At 70.7% G+C, this 21,411-nt stretch carries 15 protein-coding genes; 12 read left to right on the top strand and 3 right to left on the bottom strand.

Annotation, left to right across the window (positions count from 1 at the left end):
* Window positions 1-85: 85 nt before the first annotated feature.
* From OO70_RS24025 to OO70_RS24015, 3 genes are all read left to right on the top strand, one after another.
* Window positions 86-1,468, top strand: a complete 1,383-nt coding sequence (locus tag OO70_RS24025; RefSeq protein ID WP_043675196.1) for a hypothetical protein — start codon at window positions 86-88, stop codon at window positions 1,466-1,468.
* A gap of 229 nt (window positions 1,469-1,697) precedes the next feature.
* A complete protein-coding gene (locus OO70_RS24020) occupies window positions 1,698-2,963 on the top strand; it encodes an AAA family ATPase (protein WP_043675194.1) in 1,266 nt (421 codons plus the stop codon).
* A 44-nt stretch (window positions 2,964-3,007) separates the two neighbouring features.
* A complete protein-coding gene (locus OO70_RS24015; protein ID WP_407702824.1) occupies window positions 3,008-4,297 on the top strand; it encodes a vWA domain-containing protein in 1,290 nt (429 codons plus the stop codon).
* On the opposite strand, the gene OO70_RS24010 is transcribed toward OO70_RS24015, so the two are convergent.
* Entirely contained in the window at window positions 4,228-6,045 is a 1,818-nt protein-coding gene (locus OO70_RS24010) for a glycoside hydrolase family 35 protein (protein WP_043675191.1), read from the bottom strand. The two genes, OO70_RS24015 and OO70_RS24010, sit on opposite strands and share 70 nt — an antisense overlap.
* A 140-nt stretch (window positions 6,046-6,185) precedes the next feature.
* On the opposite strand from OO70_RS24010, the gene OO70_RS24005 reads away from it, so the two are divergent.
* The 7 genes from OO70_RS24005 (at window position 6,186) to OO70_RS23975 (ending at window position 15,214) form a co-directional block, all read left to right on the top strand.
* Window positions 6,186-7,076, top strand: a complete 891-nt coding sequence (locus OO70_RS24005; protein WP_043675584.1) for a helix-turn-helix domain-containing protein — start codon at window positions 6,186-6,188, stop codon at window positions 7,074-7,076.
* Window positions 7,077-7,282: 206 nt separating this feature from the next.
* The gene (locus OO70_RS24000) at window positions 7,283-7,633 is read left to right on the top strand and encodes a chorismate mutase (protein ID WP_043675188.1); all 351 of its coding nucleotides are present in this window, start codon (window positions 7,283-7,285) and stop codon (window positions 7,631-7,633) included.
* A gap of 152 nt (window positions 7,634-7,785) precedes the next feature.
* Entirely contained in the window at window positions 7,786-8,340 is a 555-nt protein-coding gene (locus OO70_RS23995; protein ID WP_043675185.1) for a response regulator, read from the top strand.
* Window positions 8,341-8,387: 47 nt separating this feature from the next.
* The gene (gene pepN, locus OO70_RS23990; protein WP_199827392.1) at window positions 8,388-11,006 is read left to right on the top strand and encodes an aminopeptidase N; all 2,619 of its coding nucleotides are present in this window, start codon (window positions 8,388-8,390) and stop codon (window positions 11,004-11,006) included.
* A gap of 178 nt (window positions 11,007-11,184) precedes the next feature.
* Window positions 11,185-12,552: a pyridoxal phosphate-dependent decarboxylase family protein gene (locus OO70_RS23985; protein WP_043675182.1), complete on the top strand. Its 1,368-nt coding sequence runs from the start codon at window positions 11,185-11,187 to the stop codon at window positions 12,550-12,552.
* Complete coding sequence (locus tag OO70_RS23980; protein ID WP_043675178.1) at window positions 12,549-13,997, top strand: lysine N(6)-hydroxylase/L-ornithine N(5)-oxygenase family protein; 1,449 nt, start codon at window positions 12,549-12,551, stop codon at window positions 13,995-13,997. The genes OO70_RS23985 and OO70_RS23980 overlap by 4 nt, the downstream gene beginning before the upstream one ends.
* Window positions 13,998-14,062: 65 nt before the next feature.
* The gene (locus OO70_RS23975) at window positions 14,063-15,214 is read left to right on the top strand and encodes a GDSL-type esterase/lipase family protein (RefSeq protein ID WP_043675176.1); all 1,152 of its coding nucleotides are present in this window, start codon (window positions 14,063-14,065) and stop codon (window positions 15,212-15,214) included.
* On the opposite strand, the gene OO70_RS23970 is transcribed toward OO70_RS23975, so the two are convergent.
* Entirely contained in the window at window positions 15,211-17,016 is a 1,806-nt protein-coding gene (locus OO70_RS23970; RefSeq protein WP_043675174.1) for a bifunctional metallophosphatase/5'-nucleotidase, read from the bottom strand. The genes OO70_RS23975 and OO70_RS23970 overlap by 4 nt on opposite strands.
* Window positions 17,017-17,143: 127 nt before the next feature.
* Between OO70_RS23970 and OO70_RS23965 the strand changes: the two genes are divergently transcribed.
* Entirely contained in the window at window positions 17,144-17,863 is a 720-nt protein-coding gene (locus OO70_RS23965) for an SIMPL domain-containing protein (RefSeq protein WP_043675171.1), read from the top strand.
* A 145-nt stretch (window positions 17,864-18,008) separates the two neighbouring features.
* Window positions 18,009-19,445: a pyruvate kinase gene (pyk, locus tag OO70_RS23960; RefSeq protein WP_043675168.1), complete on the top strand. Its 1,437-nt coding sequence runs from the start codon at window positions 18,009-18,011 to the stop codon at window positions 19,443-19,445.
* 2 nt (window positions 19,446-19,447) lie between these two features.
* Here the strand turns inward: pyk and OO70_RS23955 are convergent, their stop codons facing one another.
* On the bottom strand, window positions 19,448-21,376 hold the full coding sequence (locus tag OO70_RS23955) for an alkyl/aryl-sulfatase (RefSeq protein WP_043675578.1): 1,929 nt from the start codon (window positions 21,374-21,376) through the stop codon (window positions 19,448-19,450).
* Window positions 21,377-21,411 lie beyond the last annotated feature (35 nt).

Here is a 21,411-nt window from a genome sequence, read left to right as displayed (position 1 = left end):
AGAAGGCTATGCTCCCCGCGATGACGACGACGATGGCTCACTCCGTTCACAGATCGGGGGTCCCGTCCGCGCAAGGTGAGTGCTGATGCTCCCTCACCCCGCGAACGGGAATTCCCGGCTTTCCTTCTGGCCGCGCGTGCGCGAGTTCGCCGTGCCGCCCTCCATGATCGAGACCGCTACGGCCCGCCGCCGCGTCGGCGACTGGGCGGGCGCCTGCGCCGCCGCAGGGGTCGACATCGATCTCGACCTACGGTCCGTCGCGCGCGCCCATGGCCGGGAACCGGCCGCCCGGCTGCGCGCCGATCTCCGCCGACTCGCCCCTGACCTGCTGCGTTGGCATCTGCCGAGGATCGCCCCCGACGGACTGCTGCGCCCGGGACTGACCCTCACCCTGGCCCGCTACGGGGACGATGCCCCGCGCCCGCTCCACCTGGTGGTCCGGACGCCACCGGCCTGGGCGGACGGCGGCCAGCGGATCAGCCTCGCGCTGTGGGACGGCACCCACCGCGAGGCCGTGGCCCGCAGGCATCCGCATCCCCGGCCGAGCCGACGGTTCCGCCTCGACCTGCACCGACACCTGTGGGACGCGGGGAGGAGCGGTGAGCTGCGGACCAGGTCCGGGGCCGACCGGCCACCCCGCGACGCACCTTCACCGACCCCGGCTCCGCTGGACACGGTGCCCGAGGCGTGGAACTGCGCCGTCGACCGGTGGGCGGACGAGGCGGCGATCCTGCTCCGCGCCGAGGGACGCACGGCCGGTCCCGTCACCGTACGGTTCGGTTCCCGGCACCGGTTCACGCTCGCGCGGGATCCGGTCGAGGACACCCTGCGTATCGCACCGGCATCGACGGACGGCAGCACCGCCGCCCTGCCGGTCCTGCCCGACGCGGCGACCTGGGTCCTGCCCGACCTGGAACTGCTCCGCACCGGCGCGATCGAGGCCGACCGGCTGCATCCGCTGGTCGCCGCCGCACTGGTACCGGACCGGCCCCGGCCGGACAGTCCCGCGCGGAATCCGGACCGGGCGGCAGGACAACCGCACCTCGTCGACTGCCGGGGCGCCCTGCACCGGATCGGTCTGGTGGACGGCGTACTGGCACCCCTGGACCACGATCCGGCCGAGATCCGTCGCGAGGAACTGCTGGTCGCGCTGACCGGCACCCCACTGCCCTGCCTCCAGGCCATCGACGACGCCCACCGCCGCCCGGACTGCCTCACCGGCGTCCGTGAACGCCTCGTCCACGGAGACACCGCCGGCGCGCTGGCCGTCGTAGAGGGACTGCTCGGTCCCGACGCGGTGCTGCGCGGCGGCGCACTGCGGGACGAACTCGAGGCGGCGGCGCAACGACGGCTCACATACGGCCTGTTCAGGGCGGGCCTGGCCGGCCCAGGCCCTCGATCCGGTCACTTCTTCCCAGGACTTCCGCGCCCCCAAAAAGTCCGCCCCCGCCGCACCATCGGCCGCTGACCGCACGGGGACTTGGCCCCTGCCCGCACCATCGACCGCTGACCGCAAGGGACTTCGCTCCTGCCCGCACGATCGGCCGCTGACCGCACGGGGACTTGGCCACTTCCTGCATCAACGGCCGCTGACCGCACGCGACTTCGCCCCCTGCCCGCACCTGCTCCATCCCGCACCCGCACCCGCTCCACCCCTCACCCACGCACACTCCACCCCAACCCAAAGGTGACCACATATGCCCACACGCACCCTGTACGCCGCCACCGACACCCCCTCCCACTCCCACCTCCCTCACCCCTCCCACGCCTCTCAACTCGACATCGCCGCCGACCTGTTGACCCTCCTGCGCGACACCACCACCGAACCGCGCCCCGACACCCAACTGGAGGCCCTGACCTTGGCCGTCGCCGCCGACCTCCCCGTGCTGCTGTGGGGCGAGCCCGGCATCGGCAAGACGGCGGCGCTGACCCAGCTCGCCGCCGCGCTGGACCTGCCGTTGACCACGGTGATCGCGAGCGTGCACGAGCCGTCCGACTTCTCCGGGCTGCCCGTCGTGGGCGACGATCCCGCGGAGCAGGGCGTCCCGATGGCCCCGCCGGACTGGGCCGTACGGCTCGTGCGCGCGGGCCGGGGGCTGTTGTTCCTGGACGAGTTGTCCACCGCGCCGCCCGCCGTGCAGGCCGCGCTGCTGCGGCTGGTGCTGGAACGGCGGATTGGCGCCCTGCGGCTGCCGACCGGGGTGCGGATCGTGGCCGCCGCCAACCCGCGGTCCTCGGCGGCCGACGGCTGGGAGTTGAGCCCGCCGCTGGCCAACCGGTTCGTGCACCTCCAGTGGACCCACGACCACGAGGTCGTCGTACGAGGACTCGGTGGCACCTGGCCCCGCGCCACCCTGCCGCGGCTCGATCCCGAGAAGCTGCCCGGGGCCGTGGACTTCGCGCGCCGCGCGGTGTGCGGGCTGCTCACCGGCCGCCCCAAGCTCGTCCATCAACTGCCCAGCAGCGAGACGCGGCGCGGCGGTGCCTGGCCGTCGCCCCGGAGCTGGGAGATGGCCCAGACCCTGATCGCGTTCGCGACGGCGGTCGGCTCCTCGCGGGAGGTGCTGTCCCAGCTGGTCAGGGGCACGGTGGGGGACGGCCCCGGCCTGGAACTGCTGGCCTGTATCGACCGGATGGACCTTCCCGACCCCGAGACGTTCCTCGCCGACCCGACGGCCGGTGAGCTGCCCGAGCGCGGGGATCTGCGGCAGGCCGTGCTCGACGGTGTGGTGGCCGCGGTCCGCAACCGCCCGGACAGGGCCCGTTGGGACGCGGCCTGGGCGGTCCTGGTCCGGGCGTTGGAGACCGGAGCCCCGGACCTGGTCGTTGTCCCCGCGACCACCCTCGCCTCGCTGCGCCGCGCGGACTGGGACGTTCCCGCGTCCATCGAGCAACTCGCCGGAGTGGTCACCCTGTCGCAGCGGGCGGACCGCGCCGCCGCAGCCGCGAAGGGCGGCCGATGAACACGGGCACGGGCATGGGCACGGGCATGGGCACGGGCACGGGCATGAACACGGGCATGAACACGGGCACGGGCCCGGACACGAGTACGGTCGCCGCCCTCGACCTCGAGAAGCTCTTCGCCGCCCGCCTCTTCGCCGCCCGGGTCCGCCCCTACCTCGCCACGGCCCTGTTCGCCCTGCACACCGTCGAGTCGCGGCAGGTCCCGACGATGGCCGTCGACCGGCACTGGCGCTGCTATGTCTCGCCGGGATTCGTGGACCGGATGTCGGTCGAGGACCTGGCCGGTGTCTGGGTCCACGAGGTGTCACATCTCCTGCGCGACCACCACGGCCGCAGCGACCGGGTCGCCCGCGAGCGCGAACTGACCGGCCCGGGGGAGCGGTTGAGGATGAACATCGCCGCGGACTTCGAGATCAACGACGACGTGTTCGGCGACGGCCTGGTCGTCCCCGAGGGAGCGGTCCTGCCGGGGTCCCTGGGGCTGCCCGCGGGGAACCTGATGGAGGACTACTTGCGCTGGTTCCAACTCGGGCCGCGCACCCAGGAGTTGGCCTGGCTGGACTGCGGCAGCGGTGCCGACGGGCTGGACCGGGGCTGGGAGTTGGGGCCCGATGGCGCGAACGGGCTGAGCGAGCAGCAGCGCGACGCGGTCCGCTTCCGGGTGGCGCAGGGCATCACCGGCCGTCCGGGCAGTGCCCCGAGCGGGTGGCGGCGGTGGGCGGAGGAGGCGTTCCATCCGCCGCAGCCGTGGCGGGAGTTGCTGGGCGCGGCGATCCGCTCGGCGGTCACCGGTCCCGGCGCGGGCGAGGACTACTCCTACGGCAGGCCCTCGCGCCGCTCGGCCGGGCTGCCCGGCGTGGTGCTGCCGAGCCTGCGCCGCAGACCGCCCCGGGTCTGTGTGGTCATCGACACCTCCGGGTCGGTCAGCGACGCCGAGTTGGGCAGCGCACTCCTCGAAGTCGCCGCGATCTCAAGGGCGGTGGGCGGCCGCCGCGACCTGGTGACCGTGGTGCCGTGCGACGCGGCGGCCGAGTTCGCGCACCCGCTGTGCCGCGCCGAGGGCATTCCGCTGCTGGGCGGCGGCGGTACAGATCTGCGCACCGGCTTCGCCAAGGCGCTGCGCGCCCAGCCCCGGCCCGACGTCGTCGTGGTCCTCACCGACGGCCAGACACCCTGGCCGGAGCGCCGACCGCCGTGCCGGACGGTGGTGGGCCTGTTCCCGCGACCGTACGCCAACAGGTCCTACGACGAGGACGACCCCGACTATGTGCCGGACACGCCGCCCGACTGGGCGCGGGTGGTCGAGATCGGCTCCGCCCCCGTTTCCCGCTGAGCACGCAAGGTGACCGACCTTCCGGTGAACGGCGCCTCCTGGAGTTCCAGCACCCACACCTCGTTCACGCCCTCCCGCAGGACGGGACCGGGGACGTACAACTCCCGTTGCGGCCCGGCCGACCAGTACCGCCCCAGATTGAACCCGTTGACCCACACGAACCCCCGCGTCCAGCCCGGCAGTTCGAGTACGGCGTCCCCGGCGCCGCGCACCTCGACCGTGCCCCGGTACAGGCCGGGGGAGTCGCCCGGGGGCAGTTCCCGCAGCGGAACGCCCTCGACGTCGTCCAGCGCGTCAAGACGCAGCCCACGCGCGCGTACCCCGTGCAGATACTGCCGCTCGTGCAACAGCCCCCCGGTGATCCCCTTCGACTCCCCGAGGCGCGGGCCGTAGTTGACCCTCCCCAGGGACTCCACCCACAACTCCACACGCGCGTCCCCGGCGACGGGCTCCTTGAGCTGCTCGTCGCCCTCCACGAGGACCCCGGCCCGCTCCCCGTCGACGTACACCACCGCGAGGTCCCGCAGCCCGCGCGCGGTGAGCGCATACGGTCCGCGCGGTCCCGGCACGGTCACTTCGTAGCGGACGATTCCCCGGTCCACGTCCAGTTCCTCGAAGGTCGGCGGGACCGGGCCCTCGACCTCCGGCCCACCGCGAGCCTCCAGTACGTCGGCCAGGGGCGCCCAGCCCGTCAGGCGCACCTCGGCCGGATCGCCCAACACGGCCGGTGCGGGCGGGAGTTCGGGCAGCGGCGCGTCGGCGTACTCGGCGAGGACCTCGCGCAGGCGCCAGAACTTCTCCGTGGGGTGCCCGTGCTCGTCGATCGGGGCGTCGTAGTCGTAGGACGTCACGTCGGGCTCCAACGGGCCCTCGTGCAGATCGCCGCCGCCCCGGTTGGCGCCCGCCCAGCCGGCGAAGTTGGTGCCGCCGTGCGCCATGTAGAGGTTGACCGACGCACCGCACTCCAGGATCTCCCGCAGCGCGTCCGCCGCGTCCCCGGCATCGCGGACGACGTGCTCGCCGGCCCAGTGGTCGAACCAGCCGCACCAGAACTCCATGCACATCAACGGTCCTTCGGGCCGGTGCCGGCGCAGCGTCTCGAAGGCCTCGCGCGCGTGGGACCCGAAGTTCACCGTCGCCAGGACACCGGGGACCGAACCGCCGCTCAGCATGACGTCCTCGGGGCCGTCCGAGGTGAACAGCGGGACGGTGACGCCCTGTTCGCGCAGCAGCTCGGCCACGCGCCGCAGATAGACCGCGTCGGAGCCGTAACTCCCGTACTCGTTCTCGATCTGCACCATGATCACCGGTCCGCCCCGGTCCAGCTGCCGGGACACGACCTCGGGCAGCAGATGCCGGAGCCAGCGCTCCAGGTGTCCCAGGAAGCGTGCGTCACGCGTACGCGCGCGTGGCCCCAGCTCGCCCGTCAGCCAGTGCGGCAGCCCGCCGTTCTCCCACTCCGCGCAGATGTACGGCCCCGGGCGCACGATCGCCCACAGGCCCGCCTCCCGGGCCGCGTCCAGGAACCTGCCAAGCGCCTGTACGTCCCTGAAGTCGCCCGGCGCCGGCTCGTGCAGGTTCCACGGGACGTACGTCTCCACGCAGTTGAGGCCCATCGCCCGCAGCATCGCCAGCCGGTGCCCCCAACTCGCCTCGTGCACCCGGAAGTAGTGCAGCGCTCCGGACAGCAGCCGCACCGGCCGCCCGTCCAGCAGAAAGTCCCTGTCGCCCACGGTGAACTCGCCCATGCCCCCGACTCTCACCCCTTGGCGCCGATCACGTCCATGGACAAAGATCACCGCTACTTGGACGGATGGACGAACGCACGGCCGGACCCATGGACGGACGCATGGCCGTCCCCATGGACGGAACGCGGGAGAGGGCGCCGATGTACCACACCTGGATGCGGTTCTTCACCCCCGCACCCGCCCACCACCGCCTCGGCCTCGCCTGCCTCGGCGTCGGCCTCCAGTACGGCGAGCTGCCCACCGTCGGCCCCCGCACCCTCGACCACCACGTCGCCGTCGTGATCAGCGCGGGCGGCGGCTGGTACCTGAGCCCCGACGGCCGCCGTACGACGGTCACCGCGCCCGCGCTGCTGTGGCTCACCCCCGGCGTGCCGCACCACTACGCGCCCGATGCCGGCGCCGGCTGGGACGAGGGGTTCGTCGACTTCACCGGGCCTGCGACGACGACGTACACCGAACTCGGCTACATCGAGCCGGAGCGGCCCGTGGTGGCCCTCTCGGATGCGAGCGGACCCCGCGCGGTCATCGGGCGGATGGCGCGTGCCGCACGGCGCGGCAACCCCCTCCTGGAGGTGGAGACCGGCGCGGCCGTCCACGAACTCCTGGTCGCCCTGCGCCGCGCCCGCGCCGACCTCGCCCCCGACGGCGACCCCGTCCTGCAGGCCCTCGCCCGCGACGCCTGTCTGCCGCTCACCGTCGCCGACCACGCGGCCCGGCACGGCATGACCCCCGCCGCACTGCGCACCGCCGTCCGCAGGGGCGCCGGATGCAGCCCCAAGGACTACCTCCTCGGCATCCGCCTGGGCCGCGCCAAGGAGTTGCTGGCCGCCACCGAACTCCCGGTCGCCGCCGTCGCCCGCCGCGTCGGCTACGACGACCCCGCCTACTTCTCCCGCCTGTTCACCCGCCGCGTCGGCGTGCCACCCGTCCGCTTCCGCGCCCAGCAGGGCCGCACCGTCCCCGGCGGCTGGAGCGACCAGGTGCCCGATCCGGCGGACCCGCCGAGGATCGAGTGGCCGCACGCCACGTAGCGGTCGATTGTCGAGTGGCCGCACACCACATAGGGGACGAGTGTCGAGTGGTCGCCCGCCACGTGGAGCCGACGATTGAGTGGTCGCACACCACATGGGTTCGACGACCAATCGGCAGTGCGCCGAGGTAGGTCCGACGACCGTGTGGCCGCACACCACACAGGCCCGCTGATCGATCGACCGCACTCCACGTAGGGTGGTCGCCCATGACCACCAGCACCAACGGAACCGGTGACGTCGACCCCGCCGTGCGCGAGGAGCTCGCCCGGCTGCGCGACAGCATCGACAACATCGACGCGGCCGTCGTCCACATGCTCGCCGAACGCTTCAAGGCCACCCAGCAGGTCGGCTTCCTCAAGGCCGCCCACCAGCTGCCGCCCGCCGACCCGGCCCGCGAGGCCCGCCAGATCGAGCGGCTGCGGGCGCTGGCCGAAAGCGCCAAGCTGGACCCGGCGTTCGCTGAGAAGTTCCTCAATTTCATCATCGGCGAGGTGATCCGCCACCACGAGCGCATCGCCGAGGACACCGTGAACGGCGGTTCACCCACGGCGAACTGACCTCCCGAGTCCCGTAATGGGCGTGACAGCGGGGTGAGTTCGGGGCGATGCTGCGCTGTGCAGTCCTTGTGCACTCCTTGTCAGCCGACGGGCACGGCCCGTCATCGGCTGCGTCATAAGCTGGTTGTCCCACGCGGGAGGGACGTCGGGCCATGCCGTCGGATGCCAAGATCCTCATCGTCGACGACCATGAGGACACGCTGTACGCGCTGGAGAGCGCCCTGGCCCCGCTGGGCCGTCCGCTCGCCCGCGCCACCAGCGGCGACGAGGCGCTCAAGCAGGTGCTCCGCGGCCAGGTCGGCCTGCTCCTGCTCGACGTGCGCATGCCCGGCGTCAGTGGCCTGGACGTGGTCCGCTACCTGCGCCGCCTCGAACAGACCCAGCACATCCCCGTCGTCCTCCTCACCGGCTTCGGCCTCGACCCCGAACTGACCGCCGCCGCCTTCGCCCTCGGCGTCGCCGACCTCGTCACCAAACCCGTCGACCCCTGGACCCTGCGCACCAAGGTCCGCTACCTCTACGACGCCCACCGGCGCCACCAGGCCCTCGAACACGAGGTCCGCGAACTCCGCGCCCTCCTCAAGGACCCGCCCGACCCCGGCCCGGCGCTGCCCCACCCCTCCCCGCCGCACCCGGACGCGCGCGTGCCCTACCAGCGCGACGCCCAGAACACCGCCTCCGCCACCCCCACCCCCGACCGGACATAGGCCGCGTACCGGACCCGCCCTGTGCCATGTCAGTGCCATCAGGCAGCATGTCCACCATGTCCGTACTGACGCGCGACGAAGCGCAGACCCGTGCCAGGCTCCTCGACGTCCACCGCTACACGATCGAACTCGATCTGACGACGGGCGAAGACACCTTCGACTCCCGCACCGTCATCCGGTTCACCGTTCGCGGGGATCAAGAAGGCACCGACACCTTCGTCGAGCTCAAGCCCGCCGAGCTGCGCTCCGTCACCCTCGACGGCCACCCCCTGGACCCGGAAAAACTCGTCGAGAACCGGCTCCCGCTGCCCGGCCTCACCGCCGGCGAGCACGAACTGCGCGTCGACGCGAGCATGCGCTACTCCCGCACCGGCGAGGGCATGCACCGCTTCACGGACCCCACCGACGGCGAGACCTACCTCTACACCCAGCTGTTCATGGACGACGTCCAGCGCGTCTTCGCCGCCTTCGACCAGCCCGACCTCAAGTCCGTCTTCGACCTGACCGTCACGGCCCCCGAAGGCTGGACCGTCCTCGCCAACGGCATCACCGAACACCTCGGCGAAGGCCGCTGGCAGGCCGCCCCCACCCCCCTCATCTCGACCTACCTCGTCGCCGTCGCCGCCGGCCCCTGGCACTCGATCCGCACCGAGCACCGAGGACTGCCCTTCGGCATCCACTGCCGTCGCTCCCTGGCCCCCCACCTCGACGCGGACGCCGAGGAGATCCTCGACATCACCCGGCAGTGCTACGACCGCTACCACGAGAAGTTCGAGGAGCCCTACCCCTTCGACTCCTACGACCAGGCCTTCGTCCCCGAGTTCAACGCGGGCGCCATGGAGAACCCCGGACTGGTCACCTTCCGCGACGAGTTCATCTACCGCTCCGCCGTCACCGACACCGAGCGCCAGACCCGCGGCATGGTCATCGCCCACGAGATGGCCCACATGTGGTTCGGCGACCTCGTCACCCTCCAGTGGTGGGACGACATCTGGCTGAACGAGTCCTTCGCCGAGTACATGGGCTACCAGACCCTCACCGAAGCCACCCGCTTCACCGACACCTGGACCGACTTCGGCGTCGTCCGCAAGGCCTGGGGCTACGACGCCGACCAGCGCCCCTCCACCCACCCCGTGGCCCCGGAGAACGTCGACGACACCGCCTCCGCCCTCCTGAACTTCGACGGCATCTCGTACGCCAAGGGCGCCTCCGCACTACGGCAGTTGGTGGCCTGGCTCGGCGAGAAGGACTTCCTCGCCGGCATCAACACCCACTTCGCCCGCCACAAGTTCGCCAACGCCACCCTCGCCGACTTCATCGACTCCCTCGCCTCCGGCACCGAACGGGACGTCCACGCCTGGGCGGACGCGTGGCTGCGCACGACGGGGGTGGACACCCTCACGCCCGAAGTCGGCGCGACCGACGGCTACTGGAGCCTCGCCATCCAGCACGAGGGCAGCCACGGAGTCTGGACCGGGCCCGACCCCGCCCAGGACCGGGACGGACTCACCCACCTCAGCACCCACGAGTCAGCCGGCGGCAAGCGCCCGCACCGCATCACCATCGGCCTCTACGACCACGACCTCCACGACGCGAGCCGCCTCACCCTGCGCGGCCGCATCGAGGAGGACCTCGCCGCCACCCCCAGCGGCAGCAGCAGCACAAGCACCATGGGTTCCCGCCCCGCCCTCGTCCTCCTCAACGACGGCGACTTCACCTACGCCAAGATCCGCTTCGACGCCGAGTCCCTCGAAACGGTCCGCACCAGCCTCTCCGGCCTCCCCGAACCCCTCACCCGCGCGGTCGTCTGGAACGCCCTTAGGGACGCTGTCCGCGACGGCGAACTCCCGGCCTCCGCCTACCTGGACGCCGCCCGCGCCCACCTCCCGCACGAGACGGACCTCGCCCTCGTCCAGGGCGTCCTCGCCTTCTCCGCCGCCCAGGTCGCCGACCGTTACCTCACTCCCGAGGCCCGCCCGGTCGCCCTCTCCACCCTCACCGATCTGTGCCGCGACCTCATCCGCCGCACCGAGGACGGCTCCAACCCCGGCCTGCGCCTCATCGCCGTACGCCACTTCATCGACGTCGCCGCACACCCGGACACCATCGCCGCCTGGCTCACCGAGGGCACCGTCCCCGGCGGCCCCGAGCTGGACCCGGAGCTCCGCTGGCGCGTGCTGGGTCGCCTGGCCGTCCTCGGCGCCACCGACGAGCCCGCGATCGCCGCCGAGCTGGAGCGCGACCCGTCCGCCACCGGCCAGGAAGGCGCCGCCCGCTGCCGTGCCGCCCTGCCCGACCCCGAGGCCAAGCGCACGGCCTGGGAGGCGATGTTCACCACCGACGACCTCTCCAACTACCTCTTCACCGCCACCGCCCAGGGCTTCTGGCAACCCGAACAGGCCGATCTGGTACGGGAGTACGTGCCCCGCTTCTACGAGGACGCGGTCGCCCTCGCCGCCCGCCGGGGCCCCGCCATGGCCGATGCTGCCGGCCGCTGGGCCTTCCCCACCCACGCCGTCGACCCCGAAACCCTCCGCCTCGGCGAGGAATGCCTGCGCGACGCCGACCTCACCCCGGCCCTGCGCCGCAAGCTGGTCGACCAACTCGACGACCTGGAGCGCGCATTGCGAGTACGGGGGGTGCAATTCAGCCCGTCCGGCGTTTGAGGACGAGGCCCCTTCAGGGCCGAAGCGGGGGTCTGGGGGCGCAGCCCCCGGCAACGCCCGCACCAACACACGGGCCCTGAACAACACCCTTTCGGGTTCTGATCGTTGTACTCCCCGGGCGCGTCGACTCATCCGGGTCCAAGCTGGAATTCCCCATGCCCGCGCCCCGGAGGACAGCATGAGCAGCGCCCCCCTCGCCTCAGGCCCCGAAGGCCCCGACGCTCTACGGCCGTTGCTCGACACCGTCCTCGACGCCCTCGGCACCGGCCGCCGCGCACGCGGCGGCCCGTTCCCCGCGGGCGGCCCCGAGGCGGTCGCCGCCCGCATGCTGGACGCCGTGGGGGACGTACTCCCGGACGAAGGCGATCCGATCGCCCTGCGCACCCTCGTGCACGCCCTCGCGGAGGGCGCCGCCGACCCCGCCGACCCGCTCTGCGCGGCGCACCTGCACTGCCCGCCGCTCGCTGTCGCCACCGCCGCCGACCTCGCCGTCAGCGCGCTCAACCCGTCGCTGGACTCCTGGGACCAGGCCCCGGCCGCCTCCGCCCTCGAAGCCCTCGTCGCCCGTACCCTCGCCCACGAGATCGGCCTCGCCGACGCCCTCGTCACCACCGGCGGCACCGAGGCCAACCAACTCGCCCTGCTGCTCGCCCGCGAAGCGCACAACGGCAGCGTGCAGTTGGTGTGCGGCTCCAACGCCCACCACTCCCTGCCCCGCGCCGCCTGGCTCCTCGGGCTGCCCGACCCCGTGGTCGTCCCCGCCCCGGCCGGCACCCTCGACCCCGCCGCCCTCGACGAGGCCCTCACCGCACTGCCGGGCCCGCGCGGCTCCGTCCTGGTCGCCGCCACCGCCGGCACCACCGACGCCGGCCTCATCGACCCGCTGCCCGAGATCGCCGGCCTGTGCGCGGCCCACGGCGCCCGCCTCCACATCGACGCGGCCTACGGCGGAGGCCTCGCCTTCAGCGACCGGCACCGCGACAAACTCGCCGGCCTCGACCGCGCCCACACCGTCACCCTCGACCTGCACAAACTCGGCTGGCAGCCCGTCGCCGCCGGCCTCCTCGCCGTACGCCACCCCCGCGACCTCGCCGCCCTCACCCAGCGCGCCGACTACCTCAACGCCGACGACGACACCGAAGCCGGTCTCCCCGACCTCCTCGGCCGCTCGATGCGCACCACCCGACGCCCCGACGTCCTCAAGATCGCCGTCACCCTGAAAACCCTCGGCCGCACCGGACTCGGCACCCTCGTCGACCAAGTCTGCGCCCGCGCACGGGAGTTCGCCGCCATGGTCCACAACCACCCCGGTTTCGAGCTCTACGACCCGCCCGTCATCAGCACCGTCCTGTTCCGGCCGGCCGAAGCCACCGACGAGGCCGTCGCCGCCGTACGCCGACAACTCCTCCACGACGGACGGGCCGTCCTCGGCCGGGCCGCGCTCGACGGCCGGCTCTGGCTCAAAGCCACCCTCCTCAACCCCCACACCCGGCCCGACGACCTGGCCGCCCTCCTGAAACTGGTGGAAGGACACACCCCCCGATGAGCCACCCCCCGACGGGTCACCCCCAGGCCCCCAACCCCCCACGCCACGAACCCGAAGCACCCCGCGACCTGGTCGGCATCGGCATCGGACCGTTCAACCTCTCGCTGGCCGCGCTCGCCCACCCCCTCACCGAACTCGACACCGCCTTCTACGAACAGCGCCCCGGCTTCGACTGGCACCCCGGCCTGCTCATCGACGGCGCCACCGTCCAAGTCCCCTTCCTCGCCGACCTGGTGACCCTCGCCGACCCCGCCAGCCCCTGGTCCTTCCTCAACTACCTCAAGGACCGTGACCGGCTCTTCCCCTTCTACTTCGCCGAGCGCTTCCACATCCAGCGCGCCGAGTACGACGCCTACTGCCGCTGGGTCGCGGGCAGCCTCCCCGGACTCCACTTCGGCCACCAGGTCGACGCCGTCCGCTTCAACCCCGAACGCGACGTCTTCGAGGTCGACTTCACCCAGCTCGACAGCGACGGAGAGGCCGAAGCCCTCGGCCGCACCTACACCAAGAACATCGTCCTCGGCGTAGGCACCGCCCCCTACGTCCCGGACCCGCTCAAGCCCCTCGTCGAAGCCCCCGGCGTCCCCGTCATCCACGCCGCCGACTACCTCGCCCACCGCGAAACGTTCCTCGCCGCCGAGCACATCACCGTCATCGGCTCCGGACAGACCGGCGCCGAGGTCTTCCTCGACCTGCTCCGCAACCGCCCCGCAGGACACGAGAAGATCCACTGGCTGGGCCGCAGCGAGGCCTTCGCGCCCATGGAGTACTCCAAGCTCGGCCTGGAGCACTTCACCCCCGACTACACCCGCTACTTCCACGCCCTCGCCGAACCGGTCCGCGACCGCCTCGTCACCGCACAGTGGCAACTCCACAGGGGCATCGACGCCGGCACCATCGCCGCCATCCACGACGAGCTCTACCGCCGTACCCTGCACGGCGGTTGGCCCGACGCCGTCCTCACCCCCGGCGTCCGCGTCCGTACGGCGGGCCGCATCGCGACCACCAAGGTCGAACTCCACCTGGAACACGTCCAGCAGAACACCCGCTCCCGCCTCACCACCGACGCCGTCGTCCTCGCCACCGGCTACCGCGAACGCCCCCTCGGCCGCATCCTCGCCGGACTCGACCCCTACCTGCGCCGCGACAGCGCCGAACGCCCGCGCGTGGACGACCAGTTCAGGCTCGTCCTCGACCCCTCCGTCACCGGCGCCGGCTGCCAGGTCTACGTCCAGAACGCCGAAGTCCACACCCACGGAGTCGGCGCCCCCGACCTCGGCCTCGCCGCCTGGCGCAGCGCCACCATCCTCAACTCCCTCACGGGCAAGGACCCTTACCCCCTGCCGGACCGAACGGCCTTCACGACCTTCGGGCTCGACCCCCAGCCGCAGATCCCCCCGGCCCGGCAGGCCCGGACCCTCACCCCGCTAGTCGAGGGAAGGTGACAAGCGGAGAGTAAAAAAAGCGCAAGGGGAGGAAGACGTCCGACAATCGCGACGTTGGGCCCGCCATGACAACGACGTGGATCGCAGCCCACCGCTCCGCCGTCCTCAGCCCCCACGAGGACTTCCACCTCTTCGAACCCCGCGGCTTCACCGACCAGACCGTACGGCAGTCCCTGCGCCTGGCCGGAGGGGGCGACGCACTCCGAGTCAGGCTCAGCAACCGCTACGGCAAGGAGCCCCTGGACATCGGCGGCGCCCACCTCGCCACCCGCACCCGGGGCAGCGGCATCGACCCCGGCACCGACACCCCGCTGACCTTCTCCGGCGCTCCGACCGCCGTGATCCGCGTCGGCGAAGAACTCCTCAGCGACCCCGTCGAACGGCCCGCGCACGCGGGCGAGGAACTCGTCCTCAGCCTCTATCTGCCGGGCGACACCGGACCGACCACCTACTCCGCCGTCGCCCACGACACCGGACACGTCGTCCCCGGCAACCAGCTCTCCGCCGAAGTCCTCGACGACGCCGAAGAACTGACGACAAGTCACCTCCTCGCCGGCGTCGACGTCCTCGCGCCCGCCGGCACCCGCATCGCCGTCGCCTTCGGGGACTCATGGGTCGAGGGCGCGGCCACCACCCCCGGCGCCGACAACAGCTTCCCCGCACAGCTCAGCCGCCGTCTCACCCGCGGCTGGATCGTCAACCAGGGCATCTCCGGCAACCGGCTCCTCACCGACGAGGCCGGCGAACACCTCCTGGCCCGACTCGAACACGACGTCCTCGACGTGCCCGGCGTCAGCCACGTCCTGATCCATGCCGGCCTCAACGACATCGGCCTGCCCGGCGCCCAGTCCTTCCCCGAACCCCCGGCCGGCGCCCCGACCGCCGAGGACCTCATCGCGGGCTTCACCGCCCTCACCGACCGCCTCCACGCCGCCGGACTCATCGCCATCGGCGGCACCCTCGGACCGTACGAAGGCACCATCTACGACGGGGTCGACACCCCGCAGGGCCAGGCCACCCGCCGCCGCGTCAACGACTGGCTGCTCGGCCCGGACCAGCCCTTCGACGCCGTCGTGGACATCGCCGCCGCCGTCGCCGACCCCGGCCAACCCACCCGGATCCGGGCCGAGTTCAACGCCGGCGACGGCCTCCACGTCAACGACGCCGGTGCGAAAGCCATCGCCGACGCCGTCGACACCACCTTGCTCACGCTCTAGAACACCGGCGTCCCGTTCCGCGTCAACTTCCAGTCCACCGAAGCGAAGTCCGCCGGATCCAGCACACCCTTCGCGGTCACCCACTCCGCGATCCGCGTCCGGATCTCCGTCGACTCCGCCCACACCTCGGTCGCCGACGCCACATGCGGGAACGCACCGCCGCCGTTCGCCCGGTAGTTGTTCACCGCCAGCACGAACTGCTGCGCGTCGTCCAGCGCGGCGCCGTTGTAGGTGAGGTTCTTGATCCGCGAACCGGCCGCCTGCGCGATGTCGATCTCGTACGAGAAGCCGGACACGTAGTCGTAGTTGTAGTCCGGCCGGCCGTTCGCGTTCGTCAGCTTCTCCGTGTCGACGACCGCGTCCGCCGCCGTCTGCACGAAGTACTCCGCCGAGTACTCCAGATACGCCCGCACCTGAGCACCCGTCAGAAGCTTCGCGACCAGCGTGTTGTCGTACACGTACAGCCCCGACAGATCCCGGATCGTCACCTCGCCCGCCGGGATCTCCGAGGTCCGCGAGAACGGCGACGCCTGCGCGATCACCGGCAGCGACGCATACGACGTCCCCGCCAACGCCGCCTTCACCACGTCTTCTTGAACCTTGGTGATCAGGTCGATGATCGGGGCGTCCTTGTACCGCGCGTCGACCGTCGTCAGCGTCGCCGTCGCCGTACCGACGACCTGGTTGACGTACTCCACGACCAGCGCGTGCTCGTCCTTCAGCAAGCGCGTGATCTTCGGGTCGTCCGCGACCGTCTTCGCGTCCCGCAGCGACGCCGCCACCGACTCGACGGTCCAACGCCCCTTCTCGAAGACCAACTCGAAGTCGAACACGCTCAACCGCTCGGCGTAGCACAGCGGTTCGGACAGCACGACCGTCTTGCCCGTCGCCGTGTTCGTGACCTTCAACTCCGGGATCTCCACGTGCGCGTGGCCGACGAGGATCGCGTCGATACCCGGCACCTGCTGCGCGACCAGCGCCGCCGAGTTCTCCACGTACGGCAGCTGATCACCGTACGACGACGTCCCCGACGACCCCGAATGCGCCGACACCACGACGACATCCGCCCCCATCGACCGCAGCTTCGGCACCCACTTCGCCGCCTGCTCCTCGAGCCCCGGGAACGTCAACTTCCCCTGCACATACGCCTTGTCCCAGATCGCGATACCCGGATTGGTGAGCCCGAGCACCGCCACCTTCACCGGCGGAGCGCCCGGCACGTGGAACTTCTTGATGAAGTACGGCGGGAACGCCGGCTTCAGCGTCTTCGCGTCCAGCGCGTTCGCCCCGAGCAGCGGGAAACGGCACTGGTCCTCGAACTTCCGCAGCGTCTCGATCCCGTAGTTGAACTCGTGGTTGCCCAGCGCCGCCGCGTCGTACCCGATCGCGTTCATCGCCTGCGCCATCGGATGCACCGGACCACCCTTCGCGGTGATCGGATCCACCTTCGCGAAGTAGTACGTCAGCGGAGTGCCCTGGATCGTGTCGCCCGCGTCCAGCAGCAGCGTGTTCCGCCGCCCCTTCTCCTGACGGATCTGGTTCACGAGCGTGGACACCCGCGCCAGACCCATGGCATTGCCCTTGGCGTCCGCGTACTCCGCGTCCTTGAAGTAGTCCCAGTTGAAGACATGCCCGTGCAGGTCCGTCGTGCCCATCACGGTCAGCGAGTACCGCTTCGCGGGCCTGCCCGGCTTCTTCTTCTCCGCGGCCTGCGCCGCCGGAGCCGCCGCCGCACCGGCCAGCGCGACCCCGGCGCCCGTCACGGCGGACTTCTTCAGGAACTTCCGGCGGTTCAAGGGCATGTCTGGATCTCCTCGGGAAACGGTCAACAACGCGCGTAGATTCTTACTTGCTTCTTACTGGATGCGACAGGTCCCCCAGGTTTCGATCTGATGACCACCAGGCGGCACACCTGACAGAGTGGGACGTATGACCACGCCCAGCACGGACGACCCGCAACCCCCCTTCCCCTACGGCACCCCCGACGCCCCCCGCATCGCCGTCCGCGGCGAAGCACGCCTCGAAGTCGACCCCGAGATCGCCCGCATCGGCATCACCGTCGCCGCCCGCGGCACCGACCGCCGCACCGCCCTCGACGACCTCACCCGCCGCAACGCCACCGTCCTCGACCTGGTCAAAAGCTACGGCGACGCCGTCGAACGCCTCGAGACAGGCGGCTTCTCCATCACCCCCGAACTCACCAAACACGGCCGCGGCGAACGCGTCCACCGCTACCACGGCAGGGTCAACGTCACCGCCGAACTCACCGACTTCACCTCCCTCGGCGAACTCACCACCCGCCTCGCCGACCTCGACCTCACCCGCGTCGACGGCCCCTGGTGGGCCCTGCGCCCCGACTCACCCGTCCACCGCCAGGCCCGCCAGCAAGCCGTACGCGAAGCCGTCCAACGCGCCCGCGAATACGCCGAAGCACTCGGCACGACCCTGGCCGCACTCGTGGAGCTCGCCGACATCGGCGCCGAGAACGCCCAGACCTACGGCGCACCCCAGGGCCGTATGCGCTCCATGTCCTTCGCCGGCGCAGCCGCCGAGGACACCGCCGCCGCACCCCTCGACCTCGAACCCCAACGGCAACACGTGTACGCCCAGGTCAACGCGCGCTTCACCATGGCACCCCCGATTCTGTGACCGGAGTTCAAATGGCGACCATTCGAACGCTCATTGGAGCACCCCGCCGCACATTCAAGCCTTGTCAATAACCCTTCACCCAAAGGTTGTTGAGTAGTCATGCACGGCCAATTCCCTACCCACCGGTAAGGCCTAGGCTCAAACCATGCGCCGAGCAAAAATCGTCTGTACATTGGGCCCCGCCACCGACTCGTACGACCAGATCAAAGCCCTGGTCGAAGCCGGAATGGACGTAGCCCGCTTCAACCTCAGCCACGGCTCCCACGCCGAACACGAGGAGCGCTACCAGCGCGTGCGAAAGGCCGCCGAAGAGACAGGCCGCAACGTCGGAATGCTCGCCGACCTTCAAGGCCCGAAGATCCGACTCGGCCGCTTCACCGAAGGCCCCGTACTCCTTGAACGCGGAGACACCTTCACCATCACCGTCGAAGAAGGCGCCGAAGGCGACCGCCAGTCCTGCGGAACGACCTACGCCGGCCTCGCCACCGACGTCACCCCCGGCGAACGCGTCCTCGTCGACGACGGCAAGGTCTGCCTCGAAGTCACCTCCGTCGACGGCCCCCGCGTCCACACCAAGGTCGTCGAAGGCGGCATGGTCTCCGACCACAAGGGCCTCAACCTCCCCGGAGTCGCCGTCTCCGTCCCCGCCCTCTCCGACAAGGACGAGGCCGACCTCCGCTGGGCCCTGCGCTCCGGCTTCGACGTCATCGCCCTCTCCTTCGTCCGCAGCGGCAAGGACATCGACGGCGTCCACCGCATCATGGACGAGGAAGGCCACCGCCTCCCCGTCATCGCCAAGGTCGAAAAACCCCAGGCGGTCGAGGCCATCGACGACATCGTCGCCGCCTTCGACGGCATCATGGTCGCCCGCGGCGACCTCGGCGTCGAAATGCCCCTCGAACAGGTCCCGATCGTCCAGAAGCGCGCCATCAAGCTCGCCAAGCGCAACGCCAAACCGGTCATCGTCGCCACCCAGATGCTCGACTCGATGATCGAGAACTCCCGCCCGACCAGGGCAGAAGCCTCCGATGTGGCCAACGCCGTCATCGACGGCACGGACGCCGTGATGCTCTCCGGCGAGACCAGCGTCGGCAAGTACCCCATCGCGACCGTCACCACCATGGCCCGCATCATCGAAGCGGCAGAAGAAGACATCCTCGCCAAGGGCCTGCCCCCACTGACCGAACGCAACAAACCCCGCACCCAGGGCGGCGCGGTGGCCCGAGCAGCCGCCGAGATGGGCGACTTCCTCGGCGCGAAGTACCTGGTGGCCTTCACCCAGTCTGGAGACACGGTGCGAAGGCTGTCCCGCTACAGGTCCCCCATCCCCGTGATGGCCTTCACCCCCGAACCGGCCACCCGCGCCCAACTCACCCTCACCTGGGGCGTGGAGACCTTCCTCGGCCCCCACGTCGACTCCACCGACGCCATGGTCGACCAGGTCGACGAACTCCTCCTCAAGTACGGCCGCTGCCAGAAGGGCGACATCGTCGTCATCACGGCCGGCTCACCCCCCGGAGTCGCCGGCGCGACCAACCTCGTCCGCGTCCACCACATCGGCGAGGACGACAGCCCCAAGTAGTCCTACGGCGTAACGATGTTGAAGTCCGCCGCAGGCGTCACGATCACCGAGAACAACCTGGTGAGCAACGTGACGTCCCCGGACACCTGAATCGCCCCCAACCCCTTCCCGGCCAGCAACCGCAACAACTGCACCTTGTTCATGGTGAGCGTCAGCCCGGCGGAGGGGTTGGGCACGGCACCCGACGTACGCGTCAACACCCCGTGCCTCAACCGCAGATGCCAGTACGTCGCCTGCCCCGGCAGATACCAGTCGAGGGCGAGATCGAGATCCCACGCCTTGGGACCGTCGACCCGCACCGACATGGCATCGATGAGCTGATCGACGGAGAGAGCCGCTTTCACGTCCGTGCTGTCGCTGGTCGTTGAAGGCGCCTTGACTCCCTCCCGCAACTCCATCGCACCCGTGAGATAGAAGTTCCGCCACACCGCGTTCTCCGTCGCGTAAGCCAGCTTTTCGTAGACCTGGGCGAGGAGTTGCTTGGCCCTTTCGTGATCGGGCTCCGCGAAAACGCAATGGTTGAGAAGAGTGGCGGCGAAACGGAGATCGCCCTCGCGGACGAATGCCTGGGCTTTTGACACGGCGGAGGTCATGCCTCCCAGGGCTTTCACATACCGCTGCGCCTCGGCGACCGGCGGATGCTCCCAAAGATGCGCCGGATTCGCGTCGAACCAGCCCATGTACCGCTGATAAATACCCTTCACGTTATGGCTGACCGACCCGTAATAACCCCGGTTCGCCCACACCTCGGCGAGCGCGGGCGGCAGTTGGAACTCCTCGGCGATTTCGCGCGCCGTGAGACCGGAGTTGAGCATCCGCAGGGTCTGGTCATGCATGTACGCGTACAGATCCCGCTGCGCCTCGAGCAGGGCGACGATCTCGTCGTTCCCCCACGTCGGCCAGTGGTGCGAAGCGAAGGCGACGTCCACCTGACCGTCGTAGAGCTCGACCGACTCGGTGAGATACGCCGCCCACTCCTTCGCGTCCCGGACCTGGGCGCCGCGCAGCGTGATGATGTTGTGCATCGTGTGCGTGGCGTTCTCCGCCATGCAGACGGCACGGAGGTCGGGGAGGAGGAAGTTCATCTCGGCGGGCGCCTCCGTCCCCGGCGTCATCTGAAACTCCATCAGGACACCGTCGACGGTGAGGCGTTGCCCGGTCGCCGCCACGTACTGGGTGGGTTCGAGAAGCCCGATGGTCCCGGTGGAGATGTTCTGCCCGAGACCACAACCGATGTGCGCGGCGGGGCCCTTGGGGAGTTGAGCGCCGTACATGTAGATCGAACGGCGGGTCATCGCCGTGCCCGCGTATACGTTCTCGGAGACGGCGTGCTCCATGAAACCCTCGGGCGCGATGATCGGCACGTCACCGGCACCGTTCGGGAGGACGCCTCGGCAGCCGCCGTAGTGGTCGACGTGCGGGTGCGTGTAGATGAGGCCGGTGACCTCTTTGTCGGCGACGTGGTCGCGGTACAACTCGAGGGCTGCGGCGGCGGTTTCGGCGGAGATCAGGGGGTCGATCACGATGACACCGGTGTCGCCCTCGACGATCGTCATGTTCGAGAGGTCGAGCCCGCGGACCTGGTAGATCCGGTCCGTGACCTTGAACAGCCCCTGTTTCCGGGTGAGTTGAGACATGCGCCAGAGGCTGGCGTTGGCGGTCTTCGGGGCGGGGCCTTTGAGGAAGGCGTAGGCGTCGTTGTCCCAGACGACTGCTCCGGCCGCGTTCTTGACGACGCCGGGGTTCAGGGCGGCGATGAATCCCTTGTCTGCAGCTGCGAAGTCGTCTTTGTCTGAGAGATTCAGTTCATCCATGTCTGTTGGACTTTGTTCATGACTCAGGGCTGCGGCGGATTCCGGACTCATGGCTACGGCTGCCGCGGCGGCACCGGCGGCTGCCGCGACGAAACCTCGTCTGTTCAGGGGTGTCATGCGGCCGAACATCGCGGGTGGGGTTTGCGCCGGTC

Origin of the sequence: Streptomyces xylophagus (assembly GCF_000716435.1) — a bacterium.
Taxonomy (GTDB): Bacteria; Actinomycetota; Actinomycetes; order Streptomycetales; family Streptomycetaceae; genus Streptomyces; species Streptomyces xylophagus.
Note: the sequence above shows the minus strand (reverse complement) of the source record. Positions and strands in the feature narration are given on the sequence as shown.

Coding starts and splice junctions, on each gene's coding strand:
- OO70_RS23975 (WP_043675176.1), top strand. CDS start 14,063: ATGACAACGACGTGGATCGCAGCCCACCGCTCCGCCGTCCTCAGCCCC.
- OO70_RS23970 (WP_043675174.1), bottom strand. CDS start 17,016: ATGCCCTTGAACCGCCGGAAGTTCCTGAAGAAGTCCGCCGTGACGGGC.
- OO70_RS23965 (WP_043675171.1), top strand. CDS start 17,144: ATGACCACGCCCAGCACGGACGACCCGCAACCCCCCTTCCCCTACGGC.
- OO70_RS24025 (WP_043675196.1), top strand. CDS start 86: ATGCTCCCTCACCCCGCGAACGGGAATTCCCGGCTTTCCTTCTGGCCG.
- OO70_RS23985 (WP_043675182.1), top strand. CDS start 11,185: ATGAGCAGCGCCCCCCTCGCCTCAGGCCCCGAAGGCCCCGACGCTCTA.
- pepN (WP_199827392.1), top strand. CDS start 8,388: ATGTCCACCATGTCCGTACTGACGCGCGACGAAGCGCAGACCCGTGCC.
- pyk (WP_043675168.1), top strand. CDS start 18,009: ATGCGCCGAGCAAAAATCGTCTGTACATTGGGCCCCGCCACCGACTCG.
- OO70_RS24020 (WP_043675194.1), top strand. CDS start 1,698: ATGCCCACACGCACCCTGTACGCCGCCACCGACACCCCCTCCCACTCC.
- OO70_RS24005 (WP_043675584.1), top strand. CDS start 6,186: ATGTACCACACCTGGATGCGGTTCTTCACCCCCGCACCCGCCCACCAC.
- OO70_RS23955 (WP_043675578.1), bottom strand. CDS start 21,376: ATGACACCCCTGAACAGACGAGGTTTCGTCGCGGCAGCCGCCGGTGCC.
- OO70_RS24010 (WP_043675191.1), bottom strand. CDS start 6,045: ATGGGCGAGTTCACCGTGGGCGACAGGGACTTTCTGCTGGACGGGCGG.
- OO70_RS24015 (WP_407702824.1), top strand. CDS start 3,008: ATGAACACGGGCATGAACACGGGCACGGGCCCGGACACGAGTACGGTC.
- OO70_RS23980 (WP_043675178.1), top strand. CDS start 12,549: ATGAGCCACCCCCCGACGGGTCACCCCCAGGCCCCCAACCCCCCACGC.
- OO70_RS23995 (WP_043675185.1), top strand. CDS start 7,786: ATGCCGTCGGATGCCAAGATCCTCATCGTCGACGACCATGAGGACACG.
- OO70_RS24000 (WP_043675188.1), top strand. CDS start 7,283: ATGACCACCAGCACCAACGGAACCGGTGACGTCGACCCCGCCGTGCGC.